The organism is Rosenbergiella nectarea (assembly GCF_900111105.1).
GTDB lineage: Bacteria > Pseudomonadota > Gammaproteobacteria > Enterobacterales > Enterobacteriaceae > Rosenbergiella > Rosenbergiella nectarea.
Genome location: NZ_FOGC01000010.1, coordinates 75,013 through 96,149 on the forward strand (window position 1 = coordinate 75,013; position 21,137 = coordinate 96,149).

19 protein-coding genes are annotated in these 21,137 nt (G+C 46.0%); 9 read left to right on the plus strand and 10 right to left on the minus strand.

Annotated features, from left to right (window positions below; all coding sequences use genetic code 11):
• The first annotated feature begins 35 nt into the window (after positions 1-35).
• The 4 genes from BMX14_RS12410 to BMX14_RS12425 all read left to right on the plus strand — a co-directional run bounded on the left by BMX14_RS12410 (position 36) and on the right by BMX14_RS12425 (position 3,343).
• Complete coding sequence (locus tag BMX14_RS12410) at positions 36-785, plus strand: sugar phosphate isomerase/epimerase family protein (protein WP_092677256.1); 750 nt, start codon at positions 36-38, stop codon at positions 783-785.
• Positions 786-822: 37 nt separating this feature from the next.
• Positions 823-1,800: an NAD(P)-dependent oxidoreductase gene (locus BMX14_RS12415; RefSeq protein WP_092677258.1), complete on the plus strand. Its 978-nt coding sequence runs from the start codon at positions 823-825 to the stop codon at positions 1,798-1,800.
• A 59-nt stretch (positions 1,801-1,859) separates the two neighbouring features.
• Entirely contained in the window at positions 1,860-2,768 is a 909-nt protein-coding gene (locus tag BMX14_RS12420) for an EamA family transporter (protein ID WP_092677260.1), read from the plus strand.
• Positions 2,769-2,992: 224 nt separating this feature from the next.
• A complete protein-coding gene (locus BMX14_RS12425; RefSeq protein WP_092677262.1) occupies positions 2,993-3,343 on the plus strand; it encodes a YceK/YidQ family lipoprotein in 351 nt (116 codons plus the stop codon).
• Here the strand turns inward: BMX14_RS12425 and BMX14_RS12430 are convergent.
• The 6 genes from BMX14_RS12430 to dnaA form a co-directional block, all read right to left on the minus strand.
• On the minus strand, positions 3,321-4,595 hold the full coding sequence (locus BMX14_RS12430) for a DUF3748 domain-containing protein (RefSeq protein ID WP_092677264.1): 1,275 nt from the start codon (positions 4,593-4,595) through the stop codon (positions 3,321-3,323). The two genes, BMX14_RS12425 and BMX14_RS12430, sit on opposite strands and share 23 nt — an antisense overlap.
• A gap of 272 nt (positions 4,596-4,867) precedes the next feature.
• On the minus strand, positions 4,868-5,677 hold the full coding sequence (gene yidA, locus BMX14_RS12435) for a sugar-phosphatase (protein ID WP_092677266.1): 810 nt from the start codon (positions 5,675-5,677) through the stop codon (positions 4,868-4,870).
• 114 nt (positions 5,678-5,791) lie between these two features.
• Positions 5,792-8,200 carry a DNA topoisomerase (ATP-hydrolyzing) subunit B gene (gene gyrB / locus BMX14_RS12440; RefSeq protein ID WP_092677268.1) on the minus strand — a complete coding sequence of 803 codons (2,409 nt, stop codon included), beginning with the start codon at positions 8,198-8,200 and terminating at the stop codon, positions 5,792-5,794.
• Between the two features lie 13 nt (positions 8,201-8,213).
• Complete coding sequence (gene recF / locus BMX14_RS12445; RefSeq protein ID WP_092677270.1) at positions 8,214-9,302, minus strand: DNA replication/repair protein RecF; 1,089 nt, start codon at positions 9,300-9,302, stop codon at positions 8,214-8,216.
• 43 nt (positions 9,303-9,345) lie between these two features.
• Entirely contained in the window at positions 9,346-10,446 is a 1,101-nt protein-coding gene (dnaN, locus tag BMX14_RS12450) for a DNA polymerase III subunit beta (protein WP_092677272.1), read from the minus strand.
• Between the two features lie 4 nt (positions 10,447-10,450).
• The gene (gene dnaA / locus BMX14_RS12455) at positions 10,451-11,854 is read right to left on the minus strand and encodes a chromosomal replication initiator protein DnaA (RefSeq protein ID WP_092677274.1); all 1,404 of its coding nucleotides are present in this window, start codon (positions 11,852-11,854) and stop codon (positions 10,451-10,453) included.
• A gap of 543 nt (positions 11,855-12,397) precedes the next feature.
• Here dnaA and rpmH point away from each other — a divergent pair.
• The 5 genes from rpmH (at position 12,398) to mnmE (ending at position 16,209) form a co-directional block, all read left to right on the plus strand.
• Positions 12,398-12,538, plus strand: a complete 141-nt coding sequence (rpmH, locus tag BMX14_RS12460) for a 50S ribosomal protein L34 (protein ID WP_003849659.1) — start codon at positions 12,398-12,400, stop codon at positions 12,536-12,538.
• A gap of 14 nt (positions 12,539-12,552) precedes the next feature.
• Positions 12,553-12,912, plus strand: a complete 360-nt coding sequence (gene rnpA, locus BMX14_RS12465) for a ribonuclease P protein component (protein WP_092677275.1) — start codon at positions 12,553-12,555, stop codon at positions 12,910-12,912.
• On the plus strand, positions 12,876-13,133 hold the full coding sequence (yidD, locus tag BMX14_RS12470) for a membrane protein insertion efficiency factor YidD (RefSeq protein WP_092677277.1): 258 nt from the start codon (positions 12,876-12,878) through the stop codon (positions 13,131-13,133). The genes rnpA and yidD overlap by 37 nt, the downstream gene beginning before the upstream one ends.
• 2 nt (positions 13,134-13,135) lie before the next feature.
• Positions 13,136-14,770: a membrane protein insertase YidC gene (gene yidC / locus BMX14_RS12475; protein WP_092677279.1), complete on the plus strand. Its 1,635-nt coding sequence runs from the start codon at positions 13,136-13,138 to the stop codon at positions 14,768-14,770.
• A 74-nt stretch (positions 14,771-14,844) separates the two neighbouring features.
• The gene (mnmE, locus tag BMX14_RS12480) at positions 14,845-16,209 is read left to right on the plus strand and encodes a tRNA uridine-5-carboxymethylaminomethyl(34) synthesis GTPase MnmE (RefSeq protein WP_092677406.1); all 1,365 of its coding nucleotides are present in this window, start codon (positions 14,845-14,847) and stop codon (positions 16,207-16,209) included.
• A 33-nt stretch (positions 16,210-16,242) separates the two neighbouring features.
• Here mnmE and BMX14_RS12485 read toward each other — a convergent pair whose 3' ends face one another.
• The 4 genes from BMX14_RS12485 to BMX14_RS12500 form a co-directional block, all read right to left on the minus strand.
• The gene (locus BMX14_RS12485) at positions 16,243-17,175 is read right to left on the minus strand and encodes an SPFH domain-containing protein (protein WP_214220788.1); all 933 of its coding nucleotides are present in this window, start codon (positions 17,173-17,175) and stop codon (positions 16,243-16,245) included.
• A complete protein-coding gene (locus BMX14_RS12490) occupies positions 17,172-17,627 on the minus strand; it encodes an NfeD family protein (protein WP_092677280.1) in 456 nt (151 codons plus the stop codon). Before BMX14_RS12490 ends, BMX14_RS12485 begins: the two co-directional genes overlap by 4 nt.
• Before the next feature lie 91 nt (positions 17,628-17,718).
• Positions 17,719-19,833, minus strand: coding sequence for a peptidase domain-containing ABC transporter (locus BMX14_RS12495; protein WP_092677282.1), 2,115 nt, complete (start codon positions 19,831-19,833; stop codon positions 17,719-17,721).
• Positions 19,826-21,118, minus strand: a complete 1,293-nt coding sequence (locus BMX14_RS12500; protein ID WP_092677284.1) for an HlyD family secretion protein — start codon at positions 21,116-21,118, stop codon at positions 19,826-19,828. The genes BMX14_RS12495 and BMX14_RS12500 overlap by 8 nt, the downstream gene beginning before the upstream one ends.
• Positions 21,119-21,137 lie beyond the last annotated feature (19 nt).

Consider the following 21,137-nt stretch of genomic DNA (forward strand, 5'->3'; position numbering starts at 1 on the left):
TTATCCTGTAACACTCTACGTCTTCAGAGGTAGTGATGGAAAGAAAAATTATTGTCGTCACGGCGGCCTTCGGTGCCGAAGTTGTTCATCAAGCTGGTGGACAACGCTATTTTATTCCAATCATCGCTCAGTCGGGTGCTGATGGCGTGGAAATACGTCGAGAACTCCTCTCGTTAGCCGTCGACCAAGAGCTGGTTGATCTTAAGTTACTTATCGACGCACAAGGACTGTTTTCTTATTACTCTGTCCCTGAGTCGCTTTTTACCGCTCCGGGTACGATTAACCCACGACTCGAACACTTTCAGCGGGAAGCGGCCTTGCTTAATGCGCGAGCGATTAAGTTTGCCTTAGGGACGGGAGCCGGGGCGTATTCTTCCGAACAACTGGCTGCCCAGCTTTCTGACTGTAGCATTCCGCTGCTGATAGAAAATGATCAGACCGCAACCGGAAAGATCCAACCGATGTTGGACTATTTCAGTCACTACCATCCATTACCAACCGTCCAAGGTATGACGTTCGATATGGCTAATTGGTTGTGGGTCGGAGAGTCGCCTTGTAAAGCGGCAGAGCAGCTTGCACCCTTCGTCTCATACTGTCACGTCAAAGCCGCGGTACAAGTCGAGGCATCTTGGCAGGCTATCAGCTTAGATCCAACACAAGGTGAATGGCGATCACTCCTCAGCATGATGCCTGAAGGCGTTCCCTTAGGTATCGAATTTCCATTGGAAGGTCGTGATATTGCCGAACGTGTCCATTATTACGTAGGGCTACTTCGTGCTGCATGAAGTGCTTTATTCTTAAATATCCTTAAGAGAGGTTCGAATGAAACCCACAATTATCCAATTTATGCCACTACCCGCTGATTTAGTAAGTCAACTCACGACCCACTTCGAAGTGGTAGAGGTGGACAACCTTGATCAAGAAACGGTTACTCGACGTGCTGAAGCTTTCAAAAAAGCTGAAGGTCTAATTGGTTCGGGTGGCAAAGTGAATGAAGCGTTGCTTGCACAGATGCCAGCATTAAAAGTCTGTTCTACCGTTTCTGCAGGTTATGACTCCTATGATATCGGGGCCTTAACCCATCATAAAGCTATCCTCACCAATACTCCTGGCGCTCTCACGGAAACGGTCGCCGATGCCATGATGGCATTAGTACTCTGTGCGGCGAGAAACATTCCAGCCATGGATCAGTGGGTGAAAACCGGAGGATGGGATGCCGCCCCGGAAAAATTACCCTTGGCGATTGATGTCCATCATAAGAAGATGGGGATTATCGGTATGGGCCGTATTGGGTTAGCGTTAGCCAAGCGTGCGCACCATGGCTTCGGTATGGATATTCTCTACAATGCCCGCAAGCCGCATAAGAATGCTGAGCAAGAAGTTAATGCTCACTATGCAAGCGTTGAGCAACTTCTCGCTGAAGCCGATTTCGTCTGTGTCGTATTGCCGCTTACTGACGAAACTCATCATTTGATCAGTCATGCTCAATTTGACCAAATGAAAGAGAGCGCGATTTTAATTAACGCTGGGCGTGGACCTGTCGTCGATGAAGAGGCGCTTATTGCCGCACTGAAAGAAAAGAAAATTTATGGTGCTGGTTTAGATGTGTTTGAAAAAGAACCATTAGTAGGGAGTTCTGAATTAACAACGCTTCCGAATGTCGTGACCTTGCCTCATATCGGTTCAGCTACCCATGAAACACGTTATGCGATGAAACGTGATGGTGTTGAAAATCTGATTTTAGGGCTGCAAGGTACATTGAAAGAAAATATTATCAACCCTGAAGCCTTAGAGGCATAATTTCCTCTTTACTGGGCATCGTGATGATGCCCGTCTACAGCCAATTAGTTAGGGGGGTTATGTCGATCAGAGACGTTGGGTTAGCATTGCTCGTTATTCTTATTTGGGGGATTAACTTTGTCGTCATCAAAATAGGCTTGCATAATTTCCCCCCTTTTTTGCTTGCTGGACTTCGCTTTACTTTTGTTGCCTTCCCCGCTTGTTTACTGGTTTCTAGGCCGAAAGTTCCGCTCCATCTAATTATTGCCTATGGACTAACGATCAGCTTTCTGCAGTTTGGCCTGCTGTTCTTGGCGTTGAATCTCGGTATGCCGGCAGGCTTAGCGTCACTATTGCTACAATCTCAAGCCTTCTTTACGCTTTTCTTCGGTGCGCTCTGTTTAGGGGAAAAAATTAAATCCCATCACATCGTTGGATTATTGATAGCAATAGTGGGGATGGTGTGCTTAGCAAACAGCAGCATTAACCCCACTCAAACCTCCGGTATGTCGCTATTTACTTTATTGCTTACTTTAGGGGCGGCATTAAGCTGGGGCATCGGCAACATTGTTAGTAAGATTATTTTACGACGCTACCCTGTCGAACCTTTAAAATTGGTGGTGTGGAGTGCTTTTATCCCGGTATTACCTTTCTTTCTGTGTGCACTCTTCATTGATGGTAAAGAAAGTCTTTGGCATAGCCTCATAAACATTAACTTATTTAATGTATTAACCATCTTCTATTTAGCGATACTGTGTACGGTGGTTGCTTATGCTATTTGGGGAGCGCTACTGAGTAAATACCCCACTACTACTGTCGCCCCATTAACCCTGCTCGTGCCTGTTGTAGGGATGGTCGCCGCCACTCTTGTTTTGGGTGAAACCTTGACCCGCTCACAAATCCTGTCGGTAGTGTTAATTATTTCAGGTCTTGTCGTGAATAGTTTTGCCCCAAGAATAGTCAGTTATCTGCGCCTCTGTAAACTGTAGTCATGGCGTGGAGACTCTTTGTTTCACTGTTAAATTCAGTATTCCTAATCGCTCGATTATTAATCGCTATGTGTCACAATTTTTTCCTTAAATGAAAGGAATTAGAAAGGAATATTTTAGAATTTGTCATACACTGAAAGGCACACTTTCTAAGCAGCAACTATAGGGTTCCCTGTTGAGGGTTACTTAACCTGCTTCGCCATGGATGGAATGAGGAGTTACACATGCTCAGACGTAAAGCTCTACCTAAATTTGTAATGATTTCGAGCTGCCTAGTCAGCCTTACAGCATGTTCTAGCATCATGTCACACACTGGGGACAATCGAGGCTACTACCTTGGCACACAAGCCAATAACGAAATTATTGGCAGTAACGATACGACCTGGGGTATAAAATCCCTAGCCGTACTGGATTACCCGTTCTCGGCGCTCACCGATACGTTAATTTTACCTTGGGATTATTACCGTAACAGTCACAGCGAACCTTCTTCGCTCAGAGATCGTGTCGCGGCAAGCGAAAAACTGAACCACACTGATGAAGCGCTCGCGCAAGCTAACACCAATATAATTCAGTAGTGGTCACCGTAAATATCTGCCTAAAGCCACCAATATCACGCATGAAGGCTATTTTATCGCCTTTCGGTGACCAGACTACCGCCTCGGCACAAGGCGCGGTAGAGGTTTTGGTGGTAAGTGGGACAATAGTGTCCAAGGTTAAATCGTAAATAACAATCTGGTTATTTAAGACAAAGGTTATCGCTTTACCTAAAGGATGCCAGGTAAAGGCCGATTGCACATCGTGGTAGCCTTGTGTTGATTGCTGGGGCAAGCCGCCGTTAGGCGAAATAACCCAAAGTTGAATAATATCGTTTAAATCAGCCATTAAAAAAGCGATCAGTCTGCCATCCGGCGAGCTTCTTAACCAATGCCGAGGCTGTAAGGCAACACCTACCCCGTCACTAAAAGTAAGTCTGCGCTGCACAATTCCGGCTGGTGGCGCGGGTAAACAGCGCTCAGTGCCCTCAATCGGCTGATCGCCAGCATGTTGATAGGCGGTAAAATCGTCTGGAAGGTCGACAATAAAAATTTCCGGGACGCTGTGCCCTGTAACGGAAACTGTTTCACCGATAAAGGCCAATGCCCAGCGCTGCCGCTCTCCTAACTCATTGATATAGCCTTGGTGCCCAATCCAACCTTCCTCGAAGGCACGTGAGATTTGATCGCTACCTGGCTGGGGTGCAAGAGTCGTCTGACTGACTACCACACAAAAATGCGAACCATCGTGTTCTCGAGGAGCCTTATTTAAGACAGTAACAGGGTGGTATGGCAGCGCTATCGCCACATTACGCTGGTCTTCTTCAACGGCGCGTTGGCGCATCACATGGTCGTTATAGGTAAAACTGATCCTATCGCCTTCCTGACTGAACATATGCACGTGGCTGCCGCCGCGTAGCGCCCCAAGAGTAAAAGGCGGCGTGATATCACAAGCATCTAACGTCTCAACTTTTCCCGAGGAGAGAATGACACCGCGTCGGTGATGAACATCATAATGCCATTCATCGTCAGGGGATTCCGGTCCATGAATACAGACAAAGCGGTCATTAATTTGCGGATGTGCAGTAATCACACCTACATGCGCGCCTTTAGAAGCCCGATAAATTTCAGTCACTTTTCCCGTCTCGACGTGGATTTTCTCAACACACTGGCTCGTAAAAAGATGCTGGGCGGGGCGAAGATCGTACACAAGGCTCTGGCCGTCTGCACTCCAAACTTGGGCATTTGTCAGTTGATGATGTTGTAAGCGAGTCGTGACTTGTACTTCATCCATACCGGTTTCCTAAGGCGTCGACGCTAAAATCGCACTATGCCGTAATCCTCGCACAGCGTCTAGGCAAAAAAAAAGCTGCCTTTCGGCAGCCATTCAGGGAATAAAACGCTCTTATTATAATTACTTATTAGACAACTTGCTCACAGTGCTAATTTTTGGTCACTTCAGTATTACCTGCAATGACTGAGTAAGTTAATAATAACCCTAGTTACTATTTTACGATTACCCAAAAATGCGGTTTTTGTCACTATTTTTTCCGCTTTGTAATCGTCCTACAGCGCCCACTGTTGAATCGCTTTCGCGACGCCATCTTCTCGATTAGATGCTGTGTGATAAGTGGCCTGCTCTTTTACCGCATCAATAGCATTTCCCATTGCCACCCCGTAGCCCGCCCACGCTAACATTGTGAGATCGTTTTCATGATCGCCTACCGCTAAGACCTCTTCAGCGCTGATCCCAAGCTTTTCTGCAAGGTGACGCACGCTATTACCTTTACTTACTCGCTTATCCAAGATCTCAAGGTAGTGGTTAGCACTCTTCACTAAAGTGTAACGATCATGGAGATCAGCAGGTAGCTGACTGATCGCTTTGTCTAATTGTTCTGGCTCATCCACCATCATCAGTTTCGGGAAACGGAGATCGGCGTCCATCGCCTCAACACTACGATAACGTAACGGTATCCCTGTAATCTCAGATTCATGAACTGTGTAGCGGCTGATATCTTGGTTAGGGGTATAGAGGTATTGTTTATCCAACGCTTGGAAGTGGACTTGCAGCTGCTGAGATAATTGCTCAAAGTAGTGATAATCCTCCATCCCGAGCGTTGTCTCAAGGATAGGGTGTCCATCTTCAGCGCGCTGAACTAAGCCACCATTGTAACTAATACAATATTGATCTGGGACGTTAAGTCCTAGCTCCGCAACATATTTTTGCATCCCGATATAAGGACGTCCTGAGGCAAGCACGACGAGTATGCCTTTTGCTTTAGCCTGCTCGATAGCTGCCTTTACCGCTGCCGTGATTTCATGCTGCGGATTGAGTAACGTGCCATCCATATCTAGCGCAATCATTTTTACTGCCATGTTTACCCCTCTGCATAAATAAAAAAACACCGCTGCAGTGTGCTAGCGGTGTTTTCAGAGTAGCGTAGTTACGGTGATCCGACTACCGCTAAAGCATGCTCACGCACGTTAACCTTAAATATCGATATTAGCCGCTTTTAAGGCATTATCTTCAATAAAGGCACGGCGAGGTTCCACGGCATCACCCATTAATGTGGTGAACAGTTGGTCCGCAGCGATAGCATCTTTAATGGTCACGCGTAACATACGGCGACTTTCAGGATCCATGGTGGTCTCCCATAGCTGCTCTGGGTTCATCTCACCGAGTCCTTTATAGCGCTGAATCGAAAGCCCACGACGGGACTCTTTGATCAACCAGTCAACCGCTTGGGTGAAGGTCGCGACGGGTTGACGGCGTTCACCACGTTCCACGTAAGCATCTTCTTCAAGTAAGCCATTAAGCGCTTGGCCTAGTTGTGACAGTTTACGGTACTCAGGTCCCTCAATAAAGTCACGGTCCAAGGTGTAATCCGTATCGACGCCATGCGTGCGAACACGAATGACCGGCTCGTGAATATTCAGCTCACGATTCTCACGAATAATCGCTGAATAAGTGCTGCCGCTAACTTCGTTTTCGGTTAAATAAGTGACTAAACCGTTCACCCAACCCTGAGTATGCGTGCTGTCAGAAAGCTCAACTAACGCAGGGTTATAAACCAAGCTGTTTAACAGAGCGCTCGGATAATGACGCTCCATACGCTTGATCATTTTACCTGTGCTAATAAATGATGCCACGAGTTGTTCCAGAGCTTCACCCTGTAAGGCCGGTGCACCGGTGGTGGTGTACAAGGCAGCACCATCCAAGGCAATAGCAATGTTGTATTGGTCCATTGCGTCGCCGTCTTTAATATATTGCTCTTGCTTACCTTTTTTCACTTTAAATAAAGGCGGTTGAGCAATATAGACGTGACCACGCTCAATAAGCTCTGGCATTTGACGATAGAAGAAGGTCAGTAAAAGCGTACGAATATGCGAACCATCTACGTCCGCATCGGTCATGATGATGATGCTATGATAACGTAACTTATCTGGGTTATATTCGTCGCGACCAATACCACAGCCTAACGCGGTGATAAGCGTCGCCACTTCCTGTGAAGAGAGCATTTTATCGAAGCGCGCTTTCTCAACGTTAAGGATCTTACCTTTTAGCGGAAGAATAGCTTGGTTTTTACGGTTACGTCCTTGCTTCGCCGATCCACCTGCCGAGTCACCCTCCACTAAGTAGATTTCAGAGTGCGCAGGATCTCTTTCTTGGCAATCGGCCAATTTACCCGGTAACCCGGCGAGGTCCAAGGCACCTTTACGGCGTGTCATTTCGCGCGCACGGCGGGCGGCTTCACGGGCCCGTGCTGCATCGATAATTTTACCCACGACGATCTTTGCATCACCTGGATTTTCGAGCAGGTATTCAGCGAGTAACTCGTTCATTTGCTGTTCAACAGCAGACTTCACTTCTGAAGAAACGAGTTTATCTTTAGTTTGTGAAGAGAACTTCGGATCCGGTACTTTCACTGACACGACCGCAATCAGTCCTTCACGCGCATCGTCACCCGTTGCGCTGACTTTTGCCTTTTTACTGTACCCTTCTTTATCCATATACGCGTTCAACGTACGCGTCATCGCCGCACGGAAACCGGCCAAGTGAGTACCGCCGTCGCGCTGTGGGATGTTGTTAGTAAAACAGTAAATATTCTCTTGGAATCCATCATTCCATTGCAGAGCAACTTCGACACCGATACCGTCTTTTTCTGTAGAGAAGTAGAAAACATTAGGATGGATAGGCGTTTTATTTTTATTCAGGTACTCAACGAATGCCTTAATACCGCCTTCATAGTGGTAATGATCGGCTTTATCATCACGCTTATCTTCAAGGCGAATCGACACACCAGAGTTTAGAAATGAAAGCTCGCGAAGGCGCTTGGCTAAAATTTCATATTCAAAAACAACGACATTAGTGAAGGTTTCGTGGCTTGGCCAAAAACGCACTTGCGTACCCGTAGAATCAGTCTCGCCAACAACCGTTAACGAGGCCTGTGGCACACCATGCACATAGGTTTGTTGGTGAACTTTGTTATCACGACGGATAGTCAGTTCTAATTTTGCGGAGAGGGCGTTTACCACTGATACGCCTACGCCATGTAACCCCCCGGAGACTTTATAGGAGTTATCATCAAATTTCCCGCCCGCATGCAGGACTGTCATGATGACTTCGGCAGCCGAAACGCCTTCCTCTGGGTGAATGCCCGTTGGAATCCCCCGCCCATCATCTTGTACCGATACGGAGTTGTCAGCATGAATGGTGACTGTAATTTCACTACAGTGACCGGCTAGGGCTTCGTCGATGGCGTTATCCACAACCTCGAATACCATGTGATGCAACCCAGTACCATCATCGGTATCACCAATATACATGCCTGGGCGTTTACGTACCGCATCAAGTCCTTTTAAGACTTTAATACTTGAGGAGTCATAAGAATTCGACATCAACGTTTCTCACTCATTTTTCTGAAGATTGAACGGTTATTTTACCCTTTTCTACGCTGAACATCTTGCCCTTTTCGTCATTCATGTCGATTACATGATCAAAATTAATTGCGCTAACGAAAACTTGCGCTTGTGTGGCTTTTAAACGTTCGGCTAAGAGATGCCGACGTGAGTCATCAAGCTCAGAGGCAAAATCATCAATCAGGTAAATACAACGACGACCACTCTGTTGGGTAAGGAATTCACCTTGGGCTAACCGCAGTGCACACATAAGTAATTTTAACTGACCTCGAGATAACAGATCTTCGACAGGCGTTGCATGTGCACGGATCCGAAAATCCGCTTTATGCGGTCCCGACGAGGTATAGGTTAACCCACGGTCACGTTCGAACTGTCGTTCGAGTAATTCTGCATAATCGCTTTCTTTCTCCCACCCTCGTAGGTAGGAGAATTGCAAAGCAAATTCGGGTAAAAACTGCTGGCAGGTTTTCTGGATTTCTAGCGCGATATGCTCGCTATATTCGGCACGCCAAGCGCTTATCTGCTCCGCTAAGGGGACCATTAATTGGTCCCAAGGGCGTAATTGCTGATAACGACTCACTTGCCTTAACGCGGCATTACGCTGTTTGATCAATCGTCGATAATCATTCCAAGCCGTAAAAAAGCCTGGATAGCGGTGAAAACAACCCCAATCAATATAAGCCCGCCGAAATTTAGGCCCCCCGGTGAGCAAGGTGAAACCTTCTGGGGTAATAAGCTGCATTGGAAGTAACTGCGCGAGGTCGGCAACACGATGACCGTCAGTCCCATCAATTCTCACCTTGGTCGTGCCTGCGCGGTCTTTACTCAATCCCAAGGTTTGCTGATGCTGCTCGCCCGCTAATCGACAGTGCAAGACGAATTCGGACATATCATGCCGGATTACCCTCGCGGTCTGCACGCTACGAAATGCACGACCATGACCGAGAGTATAAATTGCCTCTAAAACGCTGGTTTTACCGCTACCATTTTCGCCTATCAAATAATTAAACCCCGAAGCCGGGGCGAGTTCCGCTTGGTCGATATTGCGGAAGTCTTTTATCATTAATCGGTTAATAGACATAAGGGTAACCAGTAATCAGCAAGTCTATCCTGCTCAGCACCCCCTAGAGCCGCATTGGCATAACAACATAAGCTGCATGCGGACTCGCGACATCTTCAATCTGCACACTGGACACGGAATCAGTCAACAGTAGCCGGACGTTTTCGCATTTGAGCGCATTTAATACGTCTAACACGTAGCTGACATTAAAGCCTATTTCCAGATCACTGCCTTGATAGTCGACATCTAAAATTTCTTCGGCTTCTTCTTGCTCAGGGTTGTTCGCGGTAATACGTAGTTGGTTCTGCGTGATGAACAAACGTACACCCCGGAATTTCTCGTTTGAGAGAATCGCCGCCCGCGCAAAGGCCTGTTTAAGCACATCGCAGCCAGATTCTAATGTCTTATCAGGATTTTTCGGAAGCACCCGACGATAATCAGGGAAACGACCGTCCACCAATTTGGAGGTGAAAATATAGTCGCCAACATGCGCCCGAATATTGTTACTTCCAATCTGGACCTGTAATGGGGTTTCACTTCCATCTAATAAACGTACCAGTTCAGTCACGCCTTTACGAGGGACGATCACTGAGTGGTGGGGTAATGATTGCCCTACTGACATCGCACAGACCGCAAGTCGGTGACCATCGGTCGAGACGGTTCGAAGTTCTTCACCTTCCGTTTCAAACAACATACCGTTTAAGTAATAACGCACATCCTGGTGAGCCATTGAGAACTGGGTAGCATCAATTAAGCGTTTTAGGGTGGCATGCGGTAATGTGAATTCCACATCACTTTGCCAATCGTCGAGATTAGGAAAGTCTCCCGCTGGCAAGGTGGAAAGGGAGAACCGGCTTCGTCCAGAACGTACCAAAATACGATCCCCATCAAGGGTGACATGTATCTCGGCCCCTTCCGGCAGTCCACGACAAATATCGAGAAACTTACGAGCAGGCACAGTCGTCGCACCGACTTCATGCGCTTTCGTTAATCCGACACGGGCAATCATCTCCATTTCGAGATCAGTCCCGGTGAGAGATAAACAGTTCTCTGTCACTTGCAGTAAAATATTCCCTAAAATAGGCAGAGTGGGTCTCCCACCTAAAGGGCTGCTGACTTGCTGTAATGGTTTGAGCAGATGCTCACGTTCTACAATAAATTTCATAGCATCAAGAGGATAATGTTCTGATTAGATTAGAAAAGTCTTCTTTGATATCATGACTTTCTTCGCGTAACTGTTCGATCTTACGGCAAGCATGTAATACCGTCGTATGATCGCGCCCACCAAAAGCATCCCCGATTTCAGGTAAGCTGTGGTTAGTTAATTCTTTTGCCATCGCCATCGCCATTTGACGTGGTCTTGCGACTGAGCGCGATCGACGCTTAGACAGCAAATCGGCAACTTTAATTTTATAGTATTCTGCCACTGTTTTCTGAATATTATCGATCGTAACCAACTTTTCTTGCAGCGCTAATAAATCGCGTAATGCTTCGCGAACGAAATCAATGGTGATAGCTCGTCCGGTAAAGTTTGCATTGGCAATCACACGATTCAATGCCCCTTCCAATTCCCGCACATTGGAACGCAGACGTTTTGCAATAAAGAATGCAACTTCGCCAGGGAGGCGAATATTATTTTCATCCGCTTTTTTCATTAAAATAGCGACACGGGTTTCCAGCTCTGGCGGTTCAATAGCAACGGTCAAACCCCAGCCAAACCGCGATTTTAACCGATCTTCGACGCCATTAATCTCTTTAGGATAACGATCTGACGTTAAAATAATTTGCTGATTGCCTTCTAACAATGCGTTGAAGGTATGAAAAAACTCTTCTTGAGAACGCTCTTTATTCGCAAAAAATTGAATATCATCGATTAATAATGCATCAACAGAGCGATAATAGCGCTTAAATTCTTCAATCGCATTATTCTGTAGGGCTTTCACCATATCTTGTACGAATCGCTCTGAGTGCATATAAACCACTTTTGCATTAGGTTTATGAGCCATAATGCCATTACCCACCGCATGCAATAAGTGCGTTTTACCTAAACCTGTTCCCCCGTAAAGAAATAAGGGGTTATAGGCGCCGCCAGGATTATCGGCAACTTGACGGGCAGCAGCACGAGCGAGTTGGTTTGATTTACCTTCAACAAAGTTGTCAAAGTTATGACGGTTATTTACGTTCGAGCGGTACGCCACGTCGACTGGCGCGGGCACACTGTCCCAACTAGGGCGACGATTATCGTTTGTTACCACGGGCTGGGCCGGCACTGTCGCCGCCGGTATTTTTTCAACCGCCGGTACTGTATTGATAGGTTGAGTACTGACCGGTTTAGCACCCACTTCGAAACGTAACTGTGGGACGTTAGCCCCACAAAATTCATTAAGCAGAGCATTAATATTATTGATGTACTTATCGCGTACCCAATCTAAAACAAAACGGTTGGGGGCATACAGAGCCAAAATGTTGTCGCTTAACTCAGCTTGAAGAGGTCTGATCCACATACTGAATTCAGTGGCAGGAAGCTCATCCTGTAGACGGGTAAGGCACTGTTGCCAAAGCGTAAGTGACACGGCGGACTCCACTCATACAAAAAGTAAGACAAGAAATGGCGCTAAGATATTGATAAATATGTTTTATATATATAAGCGTAGATACGTCAGCAGCGATAGTTTCCCTGAATAATGCCGTGTACACGACAAGGGATCGCTTGCGGAACCGTGGATCATAACGCAAAGTGAGCCAGAGATCTTGCTTTTCTACACCGATTTTACCCATTTTATCCACAGGGTTTTCCAATAGTTGTGTTGCCTGTGGCAAAAATAAGCTTTGCCCATCGATCAGCTTTCTACCGAGGATCCAGAACGATCCTTGCGCTTTAACGTGAAGCAAGTATAATCTTGCCGATTCTATTTTAGGGCGGTTACGTTTTTCCTAACGTAAAAAGCTTCTCTTATAGAGAATAGGCGTATGATAATCAGCGAAGTAAATTGACTCCGGGCTGTACAATTATTACAATCCCGCCTCTTTGATAAAATATACCGAGGCGTTGGTCGTTTTACTGGCCTTATAACGCATCACCAAGTGAACATTTTCAAGTTTAGGTAGAAATCGCCATGAAACGCACTTTTCAACCATCTGTACTGAAGCGTAACCGTTCTCACGGCTTCCGTGCTCGTATGGCTACTAAAAATGGTCGTCAGGTTCTAGCACGTCGTCGTGCTAAAGGCCGTTCTCGTCTGACCGTTTCTAAGTAATAAAGCTAGCCCTAGTGGTTAAGCTCGCATTTCCTAGGGAGTTACGTTTGTTAACTCCCGCTCATTTCACTTTCGTCTTCCAGCAACCACAACGGGCTGGCATGCCGCAAATCACCATTCTCGGCCGCCAAAATTCGCTGGGGCATCCCCGCATCGGTCTCACTGTCGCGAAAAAACATGTTAAACGGGCTCATGAACGTAACCGAATTAAACGCTTAACTCGGGAAAGTTTCCGTCTACGTCAACATGAATTACCCGCGATGGATTTTGTGATCGTAGCTAAAAAAGGGATTGCGGAGCTGGATAATCAGTCATTTACGGAAGTGTTGGAGAAATTATGGCGTCGTCATTGTCGCCTAGCACGCGGCTCCTGATTGCTTTAATACGTGTTTATCAACGGTTAATTAGTCCACTCCTTGGGCCACATTGCCGTTTTACTCCCAGTTGTTCTCATTACGGCATTGAAGCATTACGCCGTTTTGGCGTAGCAAAAGGGAGTTGGTTAACGATTAAACGCGTATTAAAATGCCATCCTTTACATCCGGGTGGTGACGACCCTGTGCCGCCGAAAAACACTGAAACCAGAGAAAACTAACGATGGATTCGCAACGCAATCTTTTTTTCATCGCTTTTCTGTTCGTCTCCTTTATGGTCTGGCAAACGTGGCATGCGGATCATAATCCGCAGCCTCAAGCACAGCAGACTACACAGAATTCGAACACCCCTGCGGGTGATGCCGCAAGTCAGGCTAACAATAGTGGACAAGGTAAAACCATAACCGTTACCACCGATGTATTCTCTCTACAGATTAATACGCGTGGTGGCGATATTGAACAAGCCAAACTGCTGGCGTATCCTGATAAGTTAGGCTCAACCACTCCGTTCCAATTACTTGAAACTGCTCCTGACTTTGTTTATCAAGCCCAAAGTGGATTGATTGGACAAAATGCACCGGATAGTAATACGACTCGTCCTCTGTTCAACGCCACTCAAGATAGCTATACCCTAGCGGATGGTCAGTCTGAACTGCGTGTACCGATGACTTGGACTGCGGCCGATGGCGTTGTCTATACTAAAACGTTTGTATTCAAGCGTGGCGGATATGCGGTGAATGTTGACTACAACGTAAATAACGTTACTCAACAGCCTCTATCGTTGGCGATGTTTGGCCAACTGAAGCAAACCATCACCCTGCCTAAAGCCCGTGATACGGGTAGCAGTAACTTTGCTTTACATACTTTCCGTGGTGCAGCGTATTCCACAAACGACGAGAAGTATGAGAAATATAAGTTCGATACGATTGCTGAAGATAAGAATCTGAACACCACCACCAGCAATGGTTGGGTGGCAATGTTACAGCAATACTTTGCGACTGCATGGATCCCACACACTTCGGGTAACAATACGTTTTATACCACGAAGTTAAGCGACAACTTAGCGGCAGTAGGTTTTAAATCGACGCCAATTACCGTCGCAGCGGGTCAGCAACAAGACTTGAAAGCCACGCTGTGGGTGGGTCCTGAAATTCAAGACCAAATGGCCGCTGCCGCACCACACTTAGACTTGACCGTTGATTATGGTTGGTTATGGTTTATCTCTCAACCGCTGTTTAAGCTGCTGAAATTCCTGCACAGCTTCATCGGTAACTGGGGCTTCTCCATTATCGTTATTACGTTCATCGTTCGCGGTATCATGTATCCATTGACGAAAGCGCAATACACGTCAATGGCTAAGATGCGCATGCTACAGCCTAAAATTCAGGCCATGCGTGAGCGTCACGGAGAAGATAAGCAACGAGTAAGCCAAGAAATGATGGCGTTGTATAAAGCAGAGAAAGTTAACCCTCTGGGTGGATGTCTTCCTCTGTTAATTCAGATGCCAATCTTCTTAGCACTTTACTACATGCTGATGGGATCGATTGAATTACGTCATGCACCTTTTGCATTATGGATTCATGACTTAAGTGCACAGGATCCGTACTACATTCTGCCGATCTTAATGGGTGTGACGATGTTCTTCATTCAGAAGATGTCTCCAACAACCGTTACTGATCCAATGCAGCAGAAGATTATGACGTTTATGCCTGTCATCTTTACTGTCTTCTTCTTGTGGTTCCCATCAGGTCTGGTGCTGTACTACATCGTCAGTAACCTGGTGACGATCCTGCAGCAACAGCTGATTTATCGTGGATTAGAGAAGCGTGGATTACATAGCCGTAAGAAAAAAGGCTAATCCCGTATTACGCTAAATCGCGTTATACTTAGGCGGTCATTATGACCGCCTTTTTTTATGCTAGAGAGAATAACATGAGCCACAACGATACGATCGTCGCCCAAGCAACCCCTCCCGGCCGTGGCGGTGTTGGGATATTGAGAATATCAGGCCCAGCAGCCGCTGACGTTGCACAGGGTTTATTAGGGAAATTGCCTAAACCTCGAACCGCAGAGTATCTTGCCTTTAAAGATGCGGAGGGTGCAGTGCTTGATCAAGGCATCGCCCTGTGGTTTCCCAATCCACACTCCTTTACGGGCGAAGATGTGTTGGAGCTTCAAGGCCATGGCGGACCGGTTATTCTCGACCTCTTACTTAAACGTATCCTGGCGACTAATAAGGTACGTATTGCAAAACCGGGAGAGTTTTCAGAGCGCGCATTCCTCAACGATAAACTCGACCTGGCTCAAGCTGAGGCTATTGCTGACCTAATCGATGCAAGTTCAGAGCAAGCCGCCCGTTCTGCCGTTAATTCTTTACAAGGCGCGTTCTCCGCGCGCGTTAATCACCTCGTGGAAGCATTGACTCATCTGCGTATCTACGTTGAAGCGGCGATTGATTTTCCTGATGAAGAAATCGATTTTCTCTCAGATGGTAAAATCGAGGCACAGCTAAATACCGTTATTAGCGACGTAGACGACGTCCGCCAAGAGGCTCGCCAAGGCAGCTTATTACGCGAAGGCATGAAAGTGGTTATTGCCGGTCGTCCGAATGCTGGGAAATCAAGTTTACTCAATGCCCTTGCCGGTAGGGAAGCCGCTATCGTTACCGATATAGCAGGAACAACCCGCGACGTCTTACGCGAGCATATTCATATTGATGGCATGCCATTACATATTATTGATACCGCAGGGTTGCGTGAAGCCAGTGATGAAGTGGAGCGTATTGGTATTGAGCGTGCGTGGCAGGAGATAGATCAAGCTGACTGCGTATTATTTATGGTGGACAGCACGACCACCGAAGCGACTGATGCGGCAGCGATCTGGCCTGATTTTATCGCTCGCCTCCCAACGTCTATTCCCGTCATTGTCGTCAGAAATAAGGCGGATATCACCGGAGAGGTCGCTGGGCTTTTTGAAGAGAAAGGTAACCTTCTTATCCGTCTTTCCGCGCGCGAAGGGTCGGGGATTGATGCATTACGCGGTCATCTTAAAAAGAGCATGGGCTTTGCCGGAAATACCGAAGGTGGGTTTATTGCAAGGCGCCGTCATCTAGAAGCATTAGAATTAGCAGGAACTCACCTACTACAAGGTAAAGCGCAACTGCTGGATGCGCATGCAGGGGAGCTTTTAGCAGAGGAACTGCGAGTGGCACAAAGCGCGTTGAGCGAAATTACCGGTGAGTTTACTTCCGATGATCTACTAGGAAGAATTTTTTCCAGTTTCTGTATCGGTAAATAGTGTAATGGGCACAGTCATTCTGTGCCCACCCTACTAGCGTGTTTTCGTCTCTTGGCTAATCCCCATCAATACGCCCGCATTCAGTAAGCCACCGACTGATTGCGCAAGATCTGCGGGGATAGCAACGACCTTACTATTATCGCTTGCTGCTAATTTCGACAATGACGTGACATAGTTATTCGCTAACTGGAAGGTCATTGCTTTCTCTCCGCCCGCTTCCATTAAGGCTTGTGAAAGCTGTGAAGTCGCTTTACGTTGGCCTTCGGCTAACGTTTCCAGAGCCTCGGCTTCTCTTCTCGACGACTCTAATTTCGCTTCAGCATCCAAGATCATCGCTTGCTTCTTCCCTTCCGCTTCACGAATAGCCGCATTTTTATTACCTTCCGCGCGGGTTTCCGTTGCTTTACGCTCACGTTCAGCCGCCGCTTGCTGCTCCATTGACTTACGCATTGACTCCGAAGGGGTAATATCTTGAATATCGACGGCCTTAAGAATGAGTCCCCAGTCACTCATCTGTTCTTCCATATTAGCGCGAAGCGTGATGGCTAATTGATCTCGATTAGATAAGGTATCATCAAGGTTCATGCCCCCTACCGCATTACGAATGGTCGTCATCACTAAGTTCTGTACCGCTGCACTATAGCTATCAACACCATAAGCCGCTTTTGCCGGGTCGGCAATACGGATAAAGCAAATAGCATTTACCCCTACGGTGGCATTATCACGAGTAATACCTTCAATCCCTTTCACTTCAAACATCTGATCTTTCGCTGACATACGGTAGGCCACCGCATCGATGAAAGGGATAAGAATATTAAGGCCTGGATTAAGCGTAGTGTGGTACTTCCCCAAACGTTCAACAATCCATTGATCCGCTTGTGGAACAATCCGGACACATTTTAAAAAAGTCACTATTACCAATACAACGAGTAGAATAGCGACAATAATTCCTGGTGTGATAATCATTTTACTCCCTCTTTTAATGATGAACTAGTTTGCACTTTAACGATATTGTTTTCAGTTATCGCAATAACAGTAACACGGGTTTGCCTTGCTAATGAGTGATCGCTACAACACACCCATTCCTGCTTCCCCTGGATTGGGCGACTAAGCAATAAAGTTCCTAATTGGCCGGGCTGTAGGGCCTCAGCAAGAATACCTTCACTACCCATTAACGCACTTTCAACATGAGCGATAGGTTTGCTTCTTATCCATTTCACCCAGACAAAGGCACAAACTAGCGAAGATAGCGCCCAAATTAAGAGTTGCATTACCACGGAGAGATGAGGGCAAAGGTAGGAGGTAATTGCAGGGACCAACGCTGCAATCGCCATCCATAGCCCAAAGAAGGTCACGGTACAAAACTCAATTATCGCAAAAATTGCGGCAACACCGAGCCATATCCAATAGAAGCCCATCGACGAGTCCTTATAAATGATGATTCATCGAATCATACCTTTTATTCAGACAGACAGGCCAATACCCATACAAACTTTACATTCAATCTCGCTAAGTTTGTGGGGTCAAATCGATAATACGATCGGCACTGGCAATCGTCGAAGGTCTATGAGCAATAAATATCCGTGTGATATTTAATGAGCGAATAGCCGCATTCACCGCGGATTCGTTCTCTAAGTCCAAGTGACTGGTCGCCTCATCTAAAAAGAGTATTGCGGGTCTTCGATATAATGCGCGAGCAATCAGTAAACGTTGTTTTTGACCACCAGATAAGCTCCCACCCAGTTCACTGACTAAAGTTTCATACCCCATCGGCATGCTAATAATTTCATCATGCAAATTTGCCAGGGTTGCACATTCAATAATACGCTCACGATTATTATCTTCACCAAATCCCGTGATATTTTCAGCAATGGATCCGGCAAATAATTTATCCTCTTGCAGTACACAAGCAATAACTTCTCTGAAGTTATTCAGGCCCACTTGTGTAATGTCGAGTCCATTGAAGCGGATAGTGCCGCTGTCCGGTGTCAGTAAGCCACACATCAACTTCATCAACGTGGTTTTCCCTACCCCAGATGGCCCAACGATGGCAACGCTTTCTCCTCTCTCAATACTAAATGAACGATGCGAAAGGATAGGCGGTGTTAATTTATCGTACTGGTAACTAATATTTTCCACTTCGAATCTGGCGGGTTGATCATATTCACATAGACGTTTTGAGCTCAGCTGAGATTCAGGCTCCTGATAGACAATATCCGCCACCCTCTCGTTATGGAGGCTAAGCATTCTCAGCTCAAGCACCATGTCGACGATCGCTGATGCACGCTCAGAAAATTGTCCTCGATAGGCATTGAACGCGACAAACATCCCTAACGTCATATGGCCTTCAATGACCATTGATGCCCCTAACCAAAGAATCAATACCTGATCCAAAGTACTAATTAACGAATTCACCCCCCCGAATAGCATGTCTAAACGTGTCATGCGGATAACTGCATTGGTAGTTTCAATGTTGAGATTGAGCCAATAGCGTGAGCGGGTTTTATTTAAGCCTAAGACCTTGAGTGTGGCGATGCCATATAAGGTTTCCATAAAATGCGAGCTGGCACGCGCATCCTTAACGATCTGCTCTTCCTGAGCCTGCCGATAACGGTGGTAAGTCGCGAAACGTAATATGACATAGAGCAGAGTGAATGCCAGCACGACAAAATATAACCATCCACCGTACATAAACATCATTACCGACACACTGATGACCATTAGGAGATCAATAGTGCCTGAGATTACGCTAGAGGTCAGCGTTTCACGAATCGTGGCTAGCGAGCCAAAACGCGATTGAATATCGCCTAGCTTTCGCTTTTCAAAATAGCTCAACGGTAACCGTAGCAAGTGGTCCATCAAGCCTGTTTTCCATTGCACATCAATCAGGGACTGCATGACCAAGGACGTCCAACTTCGTAGCATACTAATAAAGGTACGAAATAAGATAAAGCTCACCAACCCAAGGCAGATTAACGTTAAAAGATCCCGGTCCCTAGCGATAATGACATGATCCATTACCAACTGTGTGCCCACTGGGATCGCGATATTAACAGCCTCAACGAGAATCGTTAGCGCAAATATTTTGGCTAGCACACTAGGTAGGCCGGAGATATTCTTCAGTAAACTTAAAAAGCTAATACGTGATCGCGCTTTGATCGGTTTGAATTCACTATCTGGCCAAAGCTCTAAAGCTATCCCCGTAAAGTGCTGTGACATCTCCTGCAAACTCACCACTCGCCGTCCAAATGCCGGGTCGTGAAGCGTAAATTTATTCCTACCAGCCTTTACCAGCACCACGAAATGGCTCATATCCCAATGTAGTAAACAAGGACGCTTAAGTTGCCTAATTTCTTCTAAATCGAGGGATAATGCCCGTGTTTGGAGGTTTAATTGGCTACCAATATGCACCAGTGTCGCTAGAGTGGCACCTTGCGTTGAGAGTCCGAACTTTTGGCGTAAATTGAGCAGATCGATATTCATACCAAAGTAACGACAGACCATCACAATACAAGCGAGACCACATTCGGCCGCTTCTGTTTGCAGTACTTGCGGCACTTTTCTAAAAAATCCGAACTGAAGCTGCTGGCATATTCTTTTGAAAAGTTGACGGACTTCATCCATTTACAGGCCCTCCTAAACTACGTTTGATGTCGTAATAAGGGGAAAGAATCCATTGATAAAGTGGGCGCTTTTCAAGAAATAATGTCACTTCTGCAGACATACCATTGCCTATTGGTAAACGTCGATCCTCGAAATTAAGTACTTGGTCACTCAGTGTCACAATCGTCTTATAATAAGCTTCCTTTGACTGTTGCGCCGTCACTGGGGAACTGCCCTTATAGCTCATCATTTCACTGTCGGTCGCCGGTACTCGCGATAAAGAGGTAATTTCACCTGAGAACTGGCCAAACTTTTGATAAGGATAAGCATCATAACGAATATTCACTTTGTCACCGGGGCGGACGAATGGCACGCTATGGTTAGGTAACCACAACATTAATTGATAGTGCTGTTGCTCACCGGGTAAAATTTGTGCCAAGCTATCACCTAAACTGAACATTTGCCCTTCGGTGAACGCTAAATTTTCGATTTTACCTGCCACGGGTGAGGTAATAATTAATCTATCATTCGCATCCACTTCGGCAAGCATTCGATTGAACTCGCTGAGTTTAAGTTCGTATTCAGAGATACGATTATCAAAGTCAGCCGAGGTGCTGGTTATCTCGCTTTCTAAATTAATGATCTGCAAATTTTCTTGAATAAGCTGACTATTCATACTTTGCCAAGAAGACTGTTGCTGGTAAAAGAGGTAACGTTGATTATAGGATTGCTCTTTACTGATTAACCCTCTCTTCAAATATTCATCGTAGTTTTTCATACTCTCTTTCATGTCTTTAAGTCCATGCAAAGAATTTCCTACAAGCAACTTCGTATTGTCATACGATTTTTTATACTCAACTAATTGCTGGGTTAATTTTTCAATATTGATTCTTTTGTTTTCTTTCAACTTATTAATAATATTATTAGTTAATAAAATTTGTTGATTAATGCTAGCTTTAGAGTTTTCGCTTAAATTTCCGGACTGTGTGTCTCGACTAATATCCAATGCATAAATCGGCATCCCTTTTTTGACGGTTTCGCCGATCTCTCTGTAATTCTTCGCAATTCTACCTTGCTGCGGAGCAAGAATCGTAACTGTCTGTTGCTGTGAGAATATCTCACCTTTGACGTTAACCCGTCTAGTATATTCGCCTTTAATTAATGCTACAAAAGTGATTGTAATAAAAGTGATTGTACAGGTGACCACCACCCAGAGCGGTATTCCTCTCAATAGCAATGCTTTACCGAGCCAATGATGGCGCTGGTGATAAAGTGCTTCCTTTCTGAATAGCTCATTATCTTTCATATTATTTGGCTTTTTTTAT